The organism is Okeania sp. SIO1H4, assembly GCF_010672695.1.
Taxonomy (GTDB): Bacteria; Cyanobacteriota; Cyanobacteriia; order Cyanobacteriales; family Microcoleaceae; genus Okeania; species Okeania hirsuta.
In genome coordinates this window covers 206,525-225,061 of the sequence record NZ_JAAHGB010000005.1, presented here as the reverse complement: position 1 = coordinate 225,061, position 18,537 = coordinate 206,525, and the positions used below count along the sequence as shown (strand labels likewise).

Below are 18,537 nucleotides of genomic sequence, written 5' to 3'. Positions count from 1 at the left end.
ATTATAGAAAGTTTATTTGCTGCAAGCCCTTTTCAGTAACACTTTCAGCTTTGAGATTACAGTACTTTGCGCGGATGGTGAGGTATACTTGAAGACTAATCTCTCTTCCCTATTTACTAAGGAATGAGGATTTATTAACTTCCAAATTTCCTGCACAGAAGCATTTGAGTACCATACTCCTAGCCAAAAACTGTGGATCTTATTTAATTCTCATTTCTAAGGCAATAAAACTTTGTATCTAACTAACTCTGAAACTCCTGTAAGTAATATTTTTAGAATAACTTTGTAGTCTTTAGTCTGTAAGGTAGGATTGCTCAATTCCAACCAATTAAATATTGATCTTAGATAATTTGGATACAACTTCCATGGGAGTTTAGTAGTATCTATAAAAAATAGTTAAGTGCTAGAGAGTACAAACTTCTGGGAAAAATCATTACTAGCTAAAGCTTTCGGCGCTCTCAAGGTGACAAACCATATTATAGAAAGTTTATTTGCTGCAAGCCTTTTTCAGTAACACTTTCAGCCTTGAGATTACAGTACTTTGCGCGGATGGTGAGGTATACTTGAAGACTAATCTCTCTTCTCTATTTACTAAGGTAATAAAACTTTGTATCTCTACTAACTCCGAAACTGCTGTAAGTAATATTTTTAGGTAGTTGTGTAGAAGTAGTGATTTGTGCATTTTTACTCCTTACTGTGAAAGGATTTTACTTATAAATATCACTACATCTACAGGACTACCTATTTTTAGAAGAACTTTGTACTCTTCAGTTAACTGCTAAAACTCAAAAAAATATCTCGAGAAAAAAAAATTAGCGATGCTAAGTAACATTTCTGAAATCAAAATTCATCGAGTACGAATGGCAGTTGCCTTGGGTTGGTGTGTACTAATTTTTTCACTATTCTACGATCCAATATCCAGTAAGCTAACAGAACCTTCCAATGCATTAAGTCCGTTCAAAATCAATCCAGAAAACTGCGTCCTGCTACAAGGAAAATGTATTGAAGAGATACCCTATGCGATGGGAGCTCCTCTTTTTTGGGGTCTGATCGTGCCCTGTGGTGTCCTGATTTTATTTGTGTTCGGACACGAATTTTGGCGCCGAATTTGTCCTCTCTCCTTTATTTCGCAAATTCCTCGTGCATTAGGATTGGAACGTAAACGCAAGCGCGTCAGTGGAACAGGGAAAGTGCGTAAGGAATTGGTCAAAGTTGCCAGAAATTCATGGCTAGCTCAGAATCATCTTTGCCTACAATTTGGTCTTTTATATGTAGGAGTCTGTGCCCGTATTGTGTTTGTCAACTCTAATCGTTTGGCATTAGGCTTGTTTCTAACCTTTACCATTATCGCAGCACTAACGGTTGGTTTTCTCTATGGAGGTAAGAGTTGGTGTCAGTATATTTGCCCAATGGCTCCCGTACAAAAGATTTATGGACAACCAAGAGGAATATTCAACAGTACAGCTCACAAAGGCGATCGCAAACCCGTCACCCAATCTATGTGTCGTACAGTAACTCAAGAGGGTAAAGAATTGAGTGCTTGTGTTGCCTGTACAACCAAGTGTATTGATATAGATGCTGAATCTGCCTATTGGGATGAGATCGAGAGCTATAAGCAGCAATGGCTCTACTATGGCTATATTGGCCTTACAGTTGGGTATTTTGTTTATTACTATCTTTATGCTGGGAACTGGGATTATCTTATATCGGGAGTCTGGTCTCATGAAGAAAGTCAACTGGCAGATATACTCAAACCTGGGTATTATTTATTAGGTGAGCCTATAGACTTTCCTAAATTACTAGCAGTACCCGTCACTATTGGTCTATTTATCTTTGGTGCTATAGGTATTGGTTGTGCCTTGGAAGATCTTTATAAAGCCTATCATAAGCGCCATCACAAACATACTGACTCCCGAGTCATTCGACATCAAATGTTTACGTTGTGTACGTTTTTCATTTTTAATTTTTTCTTTATTTTTTCAGCGCGCGGTTATGTTAAGATGTTACCATCACCTCTGCCTAGTCTTTTCCCGGTTTTTATAATGGTATCTAGTAGTTTGTGGCTTTATAGAACTTGGCGGCGCACTCCAAGTAGTTATCAACGGGAAAGTCTTGCCACTCGATTGCAAAAGCAGCTCAAAAAGCTGAATTTAGATACTGCGAAGTTTTTGGATGGACGATCTATTGACGATCTTAATGCGGATGAAGTCTATGTTCTTGCTAAAGTTCTGCCTGATTTTTCCCAAGAAAAACGTCTGCAAACTTATAAAGCGATGCTGCGAGATGCCATTGATGAGGGTTATGTAGACCCTGCTAATACTCTGGAAAACTTCAAGCAAATGCGGCAAGAACTGGGTATTTCTGATAAAGATCACGATACCATCTTAGTGGAAATAGGCCAAGAATATCCCGAGCTATTCGATCCTCGTAAGCCACACAATAGAGAAAACTCTCTGCGGTTGGAGAGCTATCGAGAAACTCTTCTGGAAATTATCTTACATTCTGGGAAAACTCACCCAGATCGAAACTGGGTTTCTGATTTGATGAAAGCATTCTCTGAGCAAACATCCAATGAAGTGTTAGAAGACCTTTTGAAAAGTTTATCCCCAGAAGATCGCAAGCTAGTTCAAGAACTTCGCCAAGAATATAGCATTACTAAAGATGACGAAGCAGATGCTCTTAAACACACTGACTCCTATCAGTTGTGGAAGACGATCGCTGAAAGTCTTGGTTTCGTAGAACACATTATTTCTGTAGAAGAAGAGCAACTCTACAGAGTTTTCCAATATATTGATACAGATAGGTCAGGATATATAAGTTTAGATGAGTTACAAACTTATATTCGTAGTATCGATACCCATATTAATGATGTTCAAATTGAGAATATGATGAAAACTGCAGACACAAGTGGTGATGATCTAATCAGTTACGAGGAGTTTCAAGCAGTCTTTAAATCCTTGAGATCTCAGACAATCTGAGACAAATAGTATCTAATTGTGTAAATCAATTTCCGAAACTGCTGTAAAATTATGTCAATAAAAATGTTGGGTTAAGCATTAGCATAACCCAACTCCTTGTTCTCAGAAATTATACGTTGATCGGAACCTTATCTTGAGATTAATTATTGCTGTAAGCAAATTCTGGAAGTTGCTCTTTAGCAGCTCCAGCAGATGTAACTTTTACCTCTCCATTTTCATCTAAATCTACATAAACATTTTCACCATTCTGAATTTGACCAGCTAATAATGCTTCTGCCAAAGCATCCTCTAACAAATGCATAATTGCGCGACGCAGCGGTCTGGCACCATAACTAGGATCAAATCCATCCTTAATCAAGCGCTCCTTAAAGCTGTCACTGAGTGTCAGAGTCATATTTCGTTCGCCCAAACGACTGAATACTTCTCGCAGCATAATTTCTGCAATTTCTTTCACCTCATCCTTATTCAACTGACGGAAGACAATAATTTCATCCAGTCGGTTGAGAAATTCTGGGCGGAAATACTGCTTGAGTTCCTCATTGACTAAATTGCGGATACGGTTATATTGAGCTTCTTCTTTATCCTCAGCAAACTCAAAACCTAAACCACCGCCACCTTTCTCGATGACCTTAGAACCAATATTAGAAGTCATAATGATTAAGGTATTTTTAAAGCTGACTACCCGTCCTTTAGCATCAGTGAGACGACCATCCTCCAAGACTTGCAACAAGAGATTAAATACATCTGGATGAGCTTTTTCAATCTCATCAAATAGTACCACGGTATAAGGGCGACGACGAACTGCTTCTGTAAGTTGGCCACCTTCGTCATAACCAACAAATCCTGGAGGTGAACCAATTAATTTAGAAACTGTATGACGTTCCATGTATTCTGACATATCTAGTCGAATCATGGCTTCCTCAGAACCAAAGAAATAAGCAGCTAAGGCTTTTGTTAGTTCTGTCTTACCAACACCAGTTGGACCGGAGAAGATGAAACTAGCAATGGGTCGGTTGGGGTTCTTCAGACCAACACGAGCACGACGCAAAGCACGAGATACTGCTTTAACAGCATCTTCTTGACCAATGAGACGTTGGTGCAGAGTGTCTTCCATGTGTAGTAGTTTCTCAGATTCAGATTCTGTCAACTTACTCACAGGTACTCCAGTCCAAGATGCCACAATATGAGCAATATCGTCTTCTGTCACCACAGGAGTAACTTTGGCTGTTTCTTCTTGTTTATCGGTATCGCTCTGTTCAATTTGTGCTTGAATTTCTAGTTCGCGATCGCGCAATTGACTAGCTTGCTCAAAGTCTTGTGCGCGAATAGCTTCTTCTTTATCTTTTGTCACTTTTGAGATTTCTCGCCTCATATCTTTCAACTCTGGTGAAAGCATAGAGTTTTTGACCCTAACACGAGACCCTGCTTCGTCTATCAAATCAATTGCTTTGTCTGGTAAGAAGCGATCGCTAATATATTGGTCTGATAGTTTAGCTGCTGCGGTCAAAGCTTCATCAGAAATTATCAACTTGTGGTGTTGTTCGTAAGCAGAACGTACCCCATAAAGAATTTCAATTGTTTCCTCCACAGTAGGTTCGCCCACTTTCACAGGTTGGAAACGACGTTCGAGAGCAGCATCCCGTTCAATATGCTTGCGATATTCATCCAGAGTAGTTGCCCCAATACATTGTACCTCGCCTCTGGCCAAAGCAGGTTTGAGAATATTAGCAGCATCCATACTACCTTCTATGGCACCAGCACCCACAACAGTATGAATTTCATCAATTACTAGGATAATATTGCCATTAGAGCGGACTTCATCCATAATCTTTTTCAGTCGTTCCTCAAATTCTCCTCGGAACCTGGTACCAGCAATTAAGGAACCGATATTTAGACTCACCACCTGTTTATTTTGTAGAAGATCCGGAACATCTTGGTTAACGATACGTTGAGCTAATCCCTCAGCGATCGCTGTTTTTCCGACCCCTGGTTCGCCAAGAAGGACAGGATTATTTTTTGTCCTCCGGCCTAAAATTTGAATCATCCGTTCAATTTCTTTTTCCCGGCCCACGACTGGGTCGATTTTACCCTCTGCTGCTAATTTCGTCAGGTCTGTACCAAATTCTTCTAGAGTTACAGCTTTCTTATTGCCAGAATTAGAGCTTCCAGGAGAAACTGCAGCAACTTCTCCAAGGGAGCGAATTATCTGAGTCCGAATTTTGCTTCTATCAACTCCCAAATTCTCCAATACTTTAGCCGCGACTCCTTCAGAATCTTGGAGCAATGCCAGTAGCAAATGTTCTGTACCGATATAGTTATGGTCTAGTTTTCTTGCTTCTTCTAAGGATACTTCCAACATCCGTTTTACCCTGGGAGTAAAAGGAATTTCTGCCGGAGTAAACCCAGACCCACGGCCAATTATTTGTTCGACTTCGTTCCGAGCATCTTTGAGATTTACATCATATTCTTTGAGAACTTTAGCCGCAATACCTGTACCTTCACTAATCAAACCCAGGAGGATTTGTTCTGTGCCCACAAAGTTATGTCCAAGGCGACGGGCTTCTTCCTGGGCCAACATGATCACTTTAATTGATTGTTCTGTAAAGCGTTCAAACATGGTTACTTTTCCTTACATATTATAGTTACAGGGGATATGTCCCTCCTGTAGTTTAATTGTTACCTAGTTTTAAACCACAATTAGGCCATAAATAGAAACTAATGTAAATTTTTGTTTACTGTAACTAATTTAGCGTCGTAAAAGTAGGAGTGCCTAGTGAGGAGAGCCGTAACCGAAAATTAACTGAGGATCAAGAGGCCAAAAGTAGCTAGTCTTTTTTTGAAATATTTTCTTAATAGTACCACTTGGGAAAAAAGTTGACACACATTGACATAATATCTGGCGTTCAGGTATGCAGGTATAGAGATTCTCCTGAAACTAGGATTCTTGGTTCACAGAAAAATTGTATCCTTTGAAATCTCGTATAATATTATCCTTTTCTCAAGCCGTTATAGGGACATTCCATGGAACATCCCTAAATTTTTATCTACAGGACTTACGCAAAAGACGAATTTTTGATTTTTTAATATTAATTTAACTACATAATAATCATTGATTATTTACTGGAAAAATTAAAATATTTAATTTGCACAAATACTGAAAATTTTTAGCAGTTTAAAGTTATGTTAATTTATAATTAGACTAACCAAAAAATCCCTGAAAACAGACAGCATTTCCTATCAACACATTACCTTGCTTAACTTGAAAACAAATATTTTCAGGAAACTTTTCTATAGCATTTTGCCAACGCACCAAAGCCAAATTCCAATCTGCCAAACTATGAGTTAATCTCGCATAACCCTCATAACCTTGAGGTTGATTTGGAAACTTTTCTATTAACCTTTTAAAAACTGCCTCAGCCTCATCAAACCGAGATAAATTTATCAACATATTACCTTTTTGAACTTGGAAAACGATATTTTCAGGAAACTTTTCTATAGCATTTTGCCAACGCACCAAAGCCAAATTCCAATTTCCCCAACTATGAGCAACTCTGGCATAATCCTCATAACCTTTTGGTAACTATGGATAATTTTTTTTAGTTGTTGAAATACCCTTTATGCTTCCTCAAATTTACTTAAAGTAATTAAATTATTGCCACAAGTACGATAAATAGGCATCGGTTGTTGGGGGTTAATAGTTAATGAATCAAATTACTATTTCTCCATACGCAATAGTCAATAAAATTCGATATACTCAACTGAAACTTAACAAATAAATAGAATTAGCAAACTTATTCCCACTCGATAATTTAAGGATTCAAAAAATCTAAATGATTCCCATGTTTTGCCCGTAAAGAAGCGGTAGAACCTTGCAACTCTAACTTACCATTATTCAATAAAACAATCCATTCAGCCCGACTAATTACCTTTGGTCTATGACTAATAAAAATTGTTGTTTTACCCCGTCGATGCAACAATAAATTCTCCAAAACTTCCGCCTCACTCACAGGGTCTAAACCAGAAGTTGATTCATCCAAAATTAATACAGCAGGGTCATTAACCATAGCTCTTGCTATTGCCAAACGTTGCCTTTGTCCGCCAGAAATATTTGCTCCAAATTCTCCTAAAACTGTTTGATACTTATCAGGTAAACGACTAATAAATTCATTTGCTCCAGAAATTTGACACGCTTTAACGATTTGTTCAAAAGTTACTCCAGGCACTGCTAGTTGAAAATTTTCAATAATCGAACGACTCCAAAAATGAGCATCTTGAGGAACTAATACTACCTGTTTTCTAAAAGAATCTATATCTAAATCTTGCAGATTATAAATCCCAACCTGAATATTACCAGACTGCACCGGATACAAACCAGCAATTAATTTTGCCAAGGTACTTTTACCACAACCAGATTCACCAATTAAAGCGATAGATTTACCACCAGTAAATTTCACAGAAAAATTTTCTAATAAATCAATTCTACCAGCGTAGTGAAAACTAATATTGGAACAAATAATATCGGCTTTAGGACTAATTTTCGCATCGGGTTTTTGATGATTTTTATCTACTTCTGGTGGATAATCAATTACTTCAGAAAGTCGTTTCGTAGCAGTCTGAACTCTGGTCAATTCATCCATCAATCCTACCAAAGTAGTAACCAAAGTTGACACATATTGATTCATAGTAATAAAAGCCAATAATTGACCAATACTTAATTGTTCGGCGATGACTAAATTACTGCCAAACCATAATAGAAAAATATTCGCAATATTACTAACTAAACCTGAAAAAGTATCATTCACAATCCCAATTTGAGTAGTTCTAAAACTCAAGTTAGCCAACTTACCAAACCTGCCTTGAAATTCCTCCCAAAATTGAGGAGAGCTGGAGGTAGTTTTCAGAGTCATTGCTCCCTTGAAAGTCTCTACTAAGACACCCTGATTTTCTGCCTCCAAAGCAAATAAACTTCTAGTTTTTTGCTGCAATATCGGCAATAAAGCAATAGTTGATAAAGTCATAATTACCGCCATAAAAACAGCAACTATACTCAGGGAAAAACTGTAAATACACATCACAGTCAAAGAAACCAAAGCAATAAAAAATTGACTGGGCAAACTGACAATTACTTGAGAAACCAACTGATTAATTTCTTTAATATCCGTCAACCTACTAACAATTTCACCACTGCGTCTCGTCTCATAATACTTCAATGGTAAACTCAAAATTTTTCGCCCAAATTCCATCACCAACCCCAATTCCAAACGTTGGGCAAAATGAGCAATCATATTAGATTGAACTAATTCCAAACAACTGCTAAAAACATTCATCACAATCACAGCAATTACCACACTGGTAAGTAACTGAAAATCTCCCCTAACTAGCACATCATCAGTCAGAATTTGTACCAAAAAAGGAGAAGCAATAGAAAGCAAACCCAAGACAATATTCAGCAGAAAAACTTGAATAATAATTTGCCGATAATACCAAACTCGTCTGAGCAATCTGCTAATATTACTGACTTTTTCATCAGCTTCAGAAAAGAAGCGTTTTGCATCTGGTTCTACTAATAAACAAACCCAATCTCCCCAGGCTTCAGCTAATTCTTTTTTTGATAAAAAACGAACTCCAAGAGCGGGGTCAGCAATAATATATTTATCTCCTTGTTTGCCATACAAAACCACCCAATGATAGCCTTGCCAATGAATAATTGCGGGTAAAGGGGCACTTTCAATTTGGTCTAAAATTCCTGGATTTGCTTTGACAGACCTAGCATTAAAACCAATACTATCTGCACCTTGTTTTAAACCTAATAATGTAGTTCCTTGTTGATTAGTACCGATAGTTTCTCTAATACGATTTATTGTTAAATTACGACCATGATATTTAGCAATAGAAGCCAAACAAGCTGCCCCACAATCTTCTTCACTTTGCTGTAGAATTAACGGATATTTATTAACATTATTTATTTCGCGATCGCTAGATGCTTTTGGTAATATTGGTACTGGTACTATATCTAACATAATAATTTGAATTTTTAAATTAAAAATAACGTAAGCATTCAGCGGTCAGCTATTAGCTATCAGCTTTATTAGTTTTAAGGGAGCAAAAAGTAATTGAGAGACTTCAAATAATTAAAAGTATGGGTAAAAGTCCATTAGTCAACCTTAATAGTCTATCAAACCACATAGTTCATTAAAAAGCTGTTTGCGTAGCATTCCGCAGGAAATGCTTACAAAATAACTATACTGATGATTTATTTCACCCCAAATAACTACTTCTGTTGACTAGGGAGTAAATCAGAAAAAAACACCCATAAAATTATGGATGCCTCATTTAATTAAATATCAATCTAAAGTTATAATTTCACCATTACTGAATAATTAATAATTAAATAATTCTGGTTGGTAATTATCAATTATCAATTATCCATTATCAATTAATGAAATAGCTTTTAGTAGCAGCCACGACCACGATATCCACCATAACCATAGCCATAGCTACTACGACGGTAACCATAGCTTACAGAGCGACTGTATCCATATCCATCATTGTAGTAGCGAGGGCGACCGTAGCCATAATATACAGAGCGACCGCGACCGTAACCATCACAACCACAACCACCATTAATAGTAGCAGATTCTTCAGTGGAAATATCGGAAAATAGTTCGTTGTTTTGAGTGTCTTGCATGATTTTTTTTCTCAGAGTTAATTAGATCGACAAGCTAGTATAAATTTATGTTCATTTATTTAACTATCTTGTGATGTATAGTCTATTCTTCTTGAAGTGAAATGCAGCTTCAGGATACTTTTTTAATTTCTGTATATTAGTTTTTGTTGGACTACAGTTTGTTTGCTATTGTAGGTGAGAAAATAATCCTAAAATTAAAATAAATAAAATTTTGTAAATTTTCTGGATAACAATGTTGGAATCAATAAATTCAATTACTAAGCCATAGAAGTAGGTTGGGTTGAGGAACGTTAGCGGAGCTTATCCGTTAGGATAAACCCAACATAATGTGTTTTTGTAGGATTTCACTTTTTTGTACTCAACCTACTTGTTATCTTATTATCTTGATTTTTGTAGGATTTCACTCCGTTCTACCTAACCTACTTGCTTGTTATCTTATTATCTTGGTTTTTGTTGGGTTGCGCTGCCGCTTAACCCAACCTACAATTTATTCTCTACCAATATTGCTGTCAAAAGTAAGTCTTTCTGAAGAACCCCACATTTTGTCATAAATTCCCGCTTTTACATAACGATGAAAACTAGAATATTCCCAATTTTTCGGAGCAGTTACTAATCCATGATGTACTGGATTATAATGAATATATTCTATATGATTAGCAAAATCTAAATATCCTTGAATTTGATGCTCCCAAAACCTGCGTTGCCAAACAGCTTTTTCTCCTTTATATTGTCGAGATGTTGAAATTTTTCCCTGATATTGAGAATGGTATTGACGACTAAAATAACTTTTAATTAACCGCCAACGAATCGAAAAATTTGCATCATTTTTAGGTAATGTCCAAAGAGAATGAATATGGTCTGGCAAGATGACAATAGCATCTATTTTAAATGGATGTTTTTGCATAACATATCGAAAAGCTTTTCGTAGTAAATCTATATTTTCAGGTTCGCACAAAATTTTCTGGCGGTTGTATGTCACTACTGTGAAAAAATAAGTTGCCCCTGGTGTTTTTGCCCGACGATATTCCATAAAGTTTTGTAGTTTTGTAGGTTGGGTTGAGGTCACGAAACCCAACATTATCTTGGTTTGTGTTGGGTTTATCTTACGGATAAGCTCCGTTAACATTTCATTCTACCCAACCTACTTCTTATTTTATAACCTATTATGTTGGGTTGATACTGCGGATAAGCTCCGCTAACACTCCGTTCTACCCAACCTACTTGTTACTACTCACACCTTCAATTTCCTCATCCGCTACATCATATAACTCCCTCAATTTCTGCAACTTCTCTTCATCTGTTTGCCAAAAACCGCGTCCGTTCGCTTCCAACATCCGCCCAATAATATTCCGAAATGCTTCCGGGTTTGCCTCCCGTAATTTACGCGCCATCTCTGCATCCAAAGCATAAGTCTCGGCAGCACCGTCATAAACCCAATTATCAGCAAAATTAGCTGTACCGCCCCAACCTATCAAGGCGGTCATCCGTTGGGAAATCTCGTAAGCTCCTCCACTACCTTGATTTGCCATTGCTTCTGCCCACTTTGGATTCAATAATTTTGTGCGATATTCCATCCGCAACAAGTCTTCTAATTTTCGGGGGGTGGTATCTTTGGAGAAACTTTCGACGAAACTCGCACTTACTTTTTTACCCCGTTGTTTTTCTGCTGCTAATTTTAATCCACCAGTATTAGCATAATATTCCTGAATATCTGTCAAACCATACTCCACCGAATCAATTTCTTGTACGATGCGATCGCAACCTTTCAACAATTCCTGCAAAATTTCTGGGCGTGCCTCTCCTTTATCTTTGCGTCCGTAACTGAAGACATTTCGCCCTTGCCAAGTATCGCCTAACTCATCCGCTGACTCCCAGTTACTATCCACAACTCTGTCATTCACCAAGGAACCAAAATCACCAGCAGGATTAGAAAATAACCGCGCCGAAATATTTTCTACACCTTGCGCTTGCAATGCTAAAGCGTGTTTGCGGATAAAATTTTGTTCTACGGGTTCGTCTGCGGTTGCTGCTCGTTGGAATAGATCGTCTAATAATTCAATAATATTGACAAAACTATCCCGGAAAATTCCTGATAAATTTCCTAAAATATCGATGCGGGGATGACCAACTTCAGCTAAAGTCTTTAATTCATAACGAACGATGCGACCCGTACCTTCTTTTACTGGTTCAGCACCTACTAATTCTAATAAAATTCCGATTGATTCACCACGGGTTTTAATAGCATCTAAACCCCATAACATTACTGCTACAGTTTCGGGATAATTATTATTTTCTTCGAGATGTTGATTAATAATTTTATTGGCAATTTCTCGTCCTCTTTCATAAGCAGCAGGAGAAGGCATTCGATAGGGGTCTAAAGCATGAATATTTCGACCAGTTGGCAAAACTCCCGGACCATCTCGTAATAAATCTCCTCCTGGGGCAGCAGGAATATATTCTCCATTTAATCCACGCAAAAGATTAGTCAATTCATCAGTATTTTGCATTAACAAATCCCCAATATTTACCACACTTTGCTTAACATCATTATCCGAGTCTAGCTCTCCGATTTTTTTACCAAAATAAGCCTCCAAATAAGATTTTAATTCCTCCTCGTTTGGCACTTCTCCCAAAGTATGTAAACCAGAAGAAAATAATCTTTGTTCTACAACCTGCAAATATTCGTAAATTTCCACAAAATAGGGATTAATCACATCTTCACTAAACATTCGCACATTTTCCGCAGTAAATTCAATCCCTAAATTTTTGCCATACTCAAACGGACAATCTGAATTTAAACCAGTATCAAAAATCTTCTTAAAAATCGATTCCCGCAACCCCGAATTTTTCTGGGGTTCTTCCCGATATTCAGAAATTAACTCTCGCAAACTCACCAATTCTTTATATAAACCAGCCCGACCATAAGGAGGAATGTTATGAGAAATTAACACCCCATAACCCCGACGTTTTGCCAACATAGATTCTGAAGGATTATTAGCAGCATATATATATAGATGTGGCATATTTCCTAATAGAATATCTGACCAAGAATAGCCAGTATTTCCCAAAGGTGAACCGGGCAACCATTCCACAGTTCCGTGCATTCCAAAATGAACAATTGCATCAGCTTGGAATTCATTTTGGAGCCATTTATAAAAAGCTGCATATTGGGGATGGGGTGTTAAATCTCTTTCAAACATTAGGCGCATTGGGTCGCCAGAAATTCCCAGGGGTGGTTGTACGCCGAGCCAAATATTTCCTAATTGAATTCCGCCAATATGGAAATTTTCACCATCGGTTTTTATGCCTGTGCGGGTGAGATTTCCCCATTGTTTTTCGATGCGAGTTGTTGATAGATACCCTAACCATTTTTCGAGACTTTTAATATTAACTTGGTTGTTATCCTCCCTCGTTCCCCCCTTTGAAAGGGGGGAGGTAGGAGTAGTGTTTTGCTTTTTGGAAAGGGGGGAGGAATAGGAAGAATAAATTTCGTCTGCTTCTTTAATTTGACGAATAAGTTCTTCCCCATCTTCGGGAATTTCCCCAACGTTGTAACCTTGCTCTTTCAGAGCGTGGAGGAATTTGAGGAGCGATCGCGGCACATTTAATAAAGCTGCTGTACCTGTGGCACCATAACCGGGAGGAAAACCATAGAGAATAACAGCTATTTTTCTTTCTGCGGGAGGTGTATGACGTAGTTTTATCCAATTTTTGACTCTACCCGTGAGACGTTTCACTCTTTCGGGAATTAAATAAATATCTTCTCCCACTAAACCACCCAGGGGAACGGGGTCGATCGCTCCATCTAATTCTGGCAGTGCATATAAAACCACACTTTGCAAACCGCCCACACCTTGCCGCGTCCAAGAATGGATGTCTTGAATGAGTAGAGGTGCTGCCACAAAATAAGGGACATTTTTGGCAGTGAGAATACGTTGAGAAACTTCCACCTGTCGTCCTGCTTCCATAGAACCCGCAGGACCACCTACCAACGGAAAACCAATAGTTGAAACCACTGCATCAACTTCCACTGCTTCGGGAGAAAGCGAAAGTATTGGTTTAGTGACATTATACTTCTGACTTCTAACTTCCAACTTTTGACTTTCATCTAACTTTTGATCTTTGACTTTTAACTTTTGACTTTCAACAGAATCATACTTTTGACTTTTGACTTTTGACTTTTGAATTTCATAACTTTTGACTTTTGACTTTTGAATTTCATCTAACTTTTGACTTTTGACTTTTGACTTTTGAATTTTATCAAACTTCTGACTTCTGACTTCTAACTTCTGACTTTCAAAAGCGCTGGTCATCCAGTCTCTGACGGCGACATGACCTTCAACTCCGTTAATAAATACAGGTAGAGGTGTCAAACCTGCTTCTTCAAATTTGCGGATAAGTTGAGGAATGTATCGTTGTTTGGTAATGACGTGTTTGCGGTAGAGCAAAATTCCAACAACTGGAGTCGGAGAAGTTTGTTTTTGTTGGCGATACCATTCCAGATATTTTCGCGGAGACTCAAAATAACCCTGGTAGTCTGGATGTAGCAAACCCATATTCGGAGTTTCCACTGGTGGGGGTATTTCCCCAACTTTTAAATCTAAATATTTTTCTGCCAACACCCAACACATCGCAGCCACATTTTCTGTACCACCTGCATTCCAATAAGCGTAAATTATCAACCAGTTACGCAGGTCTTGCACTTTTTTCACTGGTACAAATTTGAGTAATTTCGGACCTGTTTTCAGGAAACTGATATAACCCGCAAGTTTGTCTTCCTCTCTCCCGCTGGAAAATTTGCTGAGAATAAATTTGACTGGTTTTGGCATTCCTTTCGGTTGGTCGCCGATCATAAATTTCCCCAATTTTGTTAATGCCATCAATTCCAATGCTGACTCAAAAACAAGACGAATAGGAATATTTTGTACTCTTTCCCGCAACCACAAAACTTGATCGTAGTCGAAAAGGAGACTGCCGAAAAACACATCAGCATTTTCTAAGGCAGTCGCGACAGTTTCCGGTTCTTGGGAAAGAGCGCGATCGCTAAATACTTGGATATCTAAATCTGGACATTGGGAAGTTGCCAGTTGAGCTGCTTGACGGTATAAACCTGCGTTAAAAGATTCAAAACCAGCGATTAAGACAATGCGTTTCATGGCCTAATTTTAATAAAAGTTACTATACTATTAGGGTAACGAAAAAAGACTAATTATTAGACTTGTCACTTTATAAGGTAAAGTATAGAGTTAGTAGAAGCGATCCCTAAAATATTAACTAAATCCTAGCTAATAGTAATATCAAATCCTGTAGCATCGATGTTATTCAGTATTAAAGAATTGTAGGGGCGAATGGCCATATGGCCTGACGGCTTTTTTCCTCTATTAAGCGACAAGTCTAATAAAAATGTTCTATTGAAGCGATCCTGAATTTACCGAATAATTAAGGTAAAAATCCTCTCCTTTAAAGGAGAAACAAGCGGTCGTTCGCGACAGCGGAACGGAGTTCTCTCTTCGCAGCTTCCCGTAGGGTGGGATGGCGTACTTCGGAGCGGCTCTGTCACTCTTCGGGTCTCCTCGCTGGCCTCCAATCGACCAAGAGAAGAAAAAATTTTCATAATTAGTCAATCCTCTTCTTTTCAAGGAGAGGTAATTATTAATTATTAATTATTAATTATTAATTGTTGAAACCTACCACCTAAGTCTCTAGGGCGAGCAAATATTTACCCACCCTACAACTTTTTAAGAAACCTTAAACCGCATCTGAATCATCCTCCAAATTTCTCCAATCCACAATACAATAGAAGTACCTCCAATAATTACCAACCAATCTCTTAAAGATAAAGGAACTGTTCTAAATACAGCTCCACCAAATTGCACCATCAAAATTTGTCCTACAAAAATAAATGCTGCGATCGCGATAAAACTGCCATTTTTACTAATATTAGAAAATGCAGATTCTTTTAAACCAAAACATTTGGCATTAAACATATTCCAAAACTGCAACATCACAAATGTGGTGAAAAATAGAGATAATTCATAAGGAGTTACTACTCTATCTTTCTGGATATAAAGTAAGAATGCGACGAAAAATACTAGGAATACTGCAGCTACCGAAAAAATACTCACCATCATTGGTTTGGAAATAATAAAATCTTGGGAATTTCTAGGTGTATTTTCCATCACTTTTGGATTGGGGGGTTCCGTTGCTAAAGCTAAAGCAGCAAAAGTATCCATAATTAAATTCACCCACAATAGTTGAATTACCGTAAACGGTAAATTAATCCCAATAAACGGACCCAACAAAGCTATTCCACAAGCAGCAACATTTATTGTTAACTGGAAGAGGATAAACTTTTGAATATTTTGGTAAAGCGACCGCCCCCACATCACGGCATTTTCGATACTGGCAAAAGAGTCGTTCAAAATAATGATATCGCTTGCTTCTTTTGCAACAGAAGTACCGCTACCCATGGACAAACCTACCTGCGCTTGATTCAAAGCAGGTGCATCATTAGTACCATCACCCGTAACTGCCACAACTTCCCCGCTAGTTTGTAATAACTGGACAATACGTTGCTTATCCTGGGGACGCGCTCTAGCAATCACTTTAACTTTTTTCAGTTGTGCCAAAACTACTTCATCGTCCAGGGAACGTAGTTTACCACCAGTAATACAATAATCATTAGGATCGTCCTGACTTATAATACCGATTTCGCGAGCTATTTCAACAGCAGTCAGACGACTATCCCCAGTAATCATCTTGACTTTTACCCCAGCTTTTTGACAGATTTTAACTGCATTTGGCACCTCTTCTCGGACTGGATCGGCGATCGCCACAAAACCCAACCAAATCAAATCGTGATATTGTTCGAGTTCTTTTCCTTGTTGATAGTCTTGAGGGTCTCGAATATAGGCAAATCCCAAAGTACGTCTACCAATAGTTTCATACTGATTTAATTCTGCTGCAATGGATACTCTTGTAGAATCTGCAAAAGGTTTGACTCCCTCCGCAGTCATAATTTGATGACAACTCGCTAGCAGCAATTCTGGCGCACCTTTAATATGGAGTATTTTGTCCCCTGTTATGGAGGAATTTCCCATAGTTGCCATGTACTTTCTGTCTGCTGAAAAAGTTAACTGACTAACAATATCAAAATCATCTCGTTTATCAATGTAGTCAATATTATTTTCCTCCAACCACAATAGCAAAGCACCTTCTGTATGGTCTCCCAGAGGAATAGATTCTTCACCTTTTTTGTATTCTAAGTTGGCCGTACTATTGCTACAAATTGCTTCTACTATAATGTTGTCAGCATTGAGAGTCTTGTCGTCGAAGCTAGGAAAATTCACATCACTGACCTGCATTTTGTTTTCGGTCAAAGTACCTGTTTTATCAGAACAAATGACCGTTGTAGCGCCAATGGTTTCACAAGCGTGCATCCTGCGGACCAGATTATTTTGTTGAGTCATTTTCTGCATACTGTAAGCTAGACTGAGAGTGACGCTCAGTGCTAGTCCTTCGGGTACTGCCACAACTATAACTGCAACTGCAATCATAAAGTAGGTGAGGAATTTAACAGCGACATCTGCAGATATCCAGTCAGTGGGAGAAGTGGGAACCCATTCTAAATAGTAACCGACCCCGATACCGATGCCAGATATTGCCAGAGCGAGCAAAATATTTTTTACCCATGCTATCCCGCTATCATTTTCCAGCCATTCTGGTAGTTCAATTTCTTTGCCTATTGATTCCAATCCATCTACGATTATTGGCAACCAGACTCTAGTCAGGGCAACAGTTAAACTAACGGTCAGGACACTGATAATGTACCATTGTCCGGAGGTGAGGTCGAGTTCTCCTGTAAAGATACCCCGTGCTACTAAGGCGATATCAATTAACACTGCTATGACTAAACCGAGAATCCCAATGAGATTACTAAGACGTTCGAGTTGTAGATTTAGAGGCGTTTCTACATCCGTAATATCTAGAACGCATCTAGCAGTTTTACCAATTTCTGTCTCATCGCCAACCGCTATGATTTCGATTACTCCATGTCCATCATTGACTACAGTATCTCGCAATACTTTGTTTGGCGGATAAGCGCAACCACTATTACCGTTAGAAGATAAGTTTACATCTGCTACTTTGGCAACAGGTATCGCTTCTCCCGTCAAACTAGCTTCATTAACTTGTAGAGAAACTGCTTCTAATACTTGACCATCTGCTGCTATTTCATCTCCTGTTTCTATCAGTACAATATCGCCTACTACTAAGTCTTTTTTGGGAACGGTTGTAACTTTATTATCTCTAATTACTGCAATAGGAATTTCATCATTTACTTGATTGAGAATATCGAATTCTTTACTTGCTTTATACTCATTTAAAAAAGCCACAGAGGTAGCCAGAATTATGGCAGCAATAATGCCTAAACCTTCTACATAATTACCTTCAAAAATTCCAACAGTAATGGCAATAACGGCAGCGATTATTAGAATCCTAATTACTGGGTCGTCGAACTTTTCTAACCATAATTTCCACCAAGGCGATCGCTTGGGTGGCGTTAATAAGTTAGACCCGTATTTTTGCCTATTTGTCTCTACTTCAGCCTGTGTGAGTCCTCTATAGCGACTTTGTTTTTGGCGTGGTTCTTGAGTGGTTTTCATTAATTAATCTCCTTGCCAAAGTTTACTTTGGTGAGTCTCGTTATAATTTTAGTATTTTATTGTTTTATGTCTTAACTTTATTAATATATCTTAAATTCGTAATTTTGTCTAGAAGTGTTTATAATTAGGAAAACTACTTGTTTTTTTTATGTTGTTTTTCATCAAAATATTTAATTTATCGTCAAATTATGCTACATTTTAGATGTAA

The 18,537-nt window shown here is 38.0% G+C and carries 8 protein-coding genes; 1 reads left to right on the top strand and 7 read right to left on the bottom strand.

Annotated elements, in window-relative coordinates; all coding sequences use genetic code 11:
- Nucleotides 1–818 precede the first annotated feature (818 nt).
- On the top strand, nucleotides 819–2,978 hold the full coding sequence (locus F6K06_RS03725) for an EF-hand domain-containing protein (protein ID WP_287239234.1): 2,160 nt from the start codon (nucleotides 819–821) through the stop codon (nucleotides 2,976–2,978).
- Between the two features lie 139 nt (nucleotides 2,979–3,117).
- On the opposite strand, the gene F6K06_RS03720 is transcribed toward F6K06_RS03725, so the two are convergent.
- From F6K06_RS03720 to F6K06_RS03690, 7 genes are all read right to left on the bottom strand, one after another.
- Nucleotides 3,118–5,595, bottom strand: a complete 2,478-nt coding sequence (locus F6K06_RS03720; protein WP_287239236.1) for an ATP-dependent Clp protease ATP-binding subunit — start codon at nucleotides 5,593–5,595, stop codon at nucleotides 3,118–3,120.
- A 582-nt stretch (nucleotides 5,596–6,177) separates the two neighbouring features.
- A complete protein-coding gene (locus F6K06_RS03715) occupies nucleotides 6,178–6,501 on the bottom strand; it encodes a M48 family metallopeptidase (protein ID WP_124146627.1) in 324 nt (107 codons plus the stop codon).
- Nucleotides 6,502–6,787: 286 nt separating this feature from the next.
- Entirely contained in the window at nucleotides 6,788–8,998 is a 2,211-nt protein-coding gene (locus F6K06_RS03710; protein ID WP_124146626.1) for a peptidase domain-containing ABC transporter, read from the bottom strand.
- Nucleotides 8,999–9,429: 431 nt separating this feature from the next.
- Complete coding sequence (locus tag F6K06_RS03705) at nucleotides 9,430–9,666, bottom strand: hypothetical protein (protein ID WP_124146625.1); 237 nt, start codon at nucleotides 9,664–9,666, stop codon at nucleotides 9,430–9,432.
- Nucleotides 9,667–10,153: 487 nt separating this feature from the next.
- The gene (locus F6K06_RS03700) at nucleotides 10,154–10,792 is read right to left on the bottom strand and encodes a transposase (protein WP_338043236.1); all 639 of its coding nucleotides are present in this window, start codon (nucleotides 10,790–10,792) and stop codon (nucleotides 10,154–10,156) included.
- Nucleotides 10,793–10,883: 91 nt separating this feature from the next.
- Nucleotides 10,884–14,822 carry a magnesium chelatase subunit H gene (bchH, locus tag F6K06_RS03695; protein WP_287239238.1) on the bottom strand — a complete coding sequence of 1,313 codons (3,939 nt, stop codon included), beginning with the start codon at nucleotides 14,820–14,822 and terminating at the stop codon, nucleotides 10,884–10,886.
- Nucleotides 14,823–15,404: 582 nt separating this feature from the next.
- Nucleotides 15,405–18,329 carry a calcium-translocating P-type ATPase, PMCA-type gene (locus tag F6K06_RS03690; protein ID WP_287239239.1) on the bottom strand — a complete coding sequence of 975 codons (2,925 nt, stop codon included), beginning with the start codon at nucleotides 18,327–18,329 and terminating at the stop codon, nucleotides 15,405–15,407.
- Between the last annotated feature and the right edge of the window lie 208 nt (nucleotides 18,330–18,537).

What these genes read in the sequence shown, in the direction of transcription:
- F6K06_RS03725 (WP_287239234.1), top strand. Translation starts at nt 819, where the DNA reads ATGCTAAGTAACATTTCTGAAATCAAAATTCATCGAGTACGAATGGCA.
- F6K06_RS03690 (WP_287239239.1), bottom strand. Translation starts at nt 18,329, where the DNA reads ATGAAAACCACTCAAGAACCACGCCAAAAACAAAGTCGCTATAGAGGA.
- F6K06_RS03700 (WP_338043236.1), bottom strand. Translation starts at nt 10,792, where the DNA reads ATGTTAACGGAGCTTATCCGTAAGATAAACCCAACACAAACCAAGATA.
- bchH (WP_287239238.1), bottom strand. Translation starts at nt 14,822, where the DNA reads ATGAAACGCATTGTCTTAATCGCTGGTTTTGAATCTTTTAACGCAGGT.
- F6K06_RS03710 (WP_124146626.1), bottom strand. Translation starts at nt 8,998, where the DNA reads ATGTTAGATATAGTACCAGTACCAATATTACCAAAAGCATCTAGCGAT.
- F6K06_RS03720 (WP_287239236.1), bottom strand. Translation starts at nt 5,595, where the DNA reads ATGTTTGAACGCTTTACAGAACAATCAATTAAAGTGATCATGTTGGCC.
- F6K06_RS03705 (WP_124146625.1), bottom strand. Translation starts at nt 9,666, where the DNA reads ATGCAAGACACTCAAAACAACGAACTATTTTCCGATATTTCCACTGAA.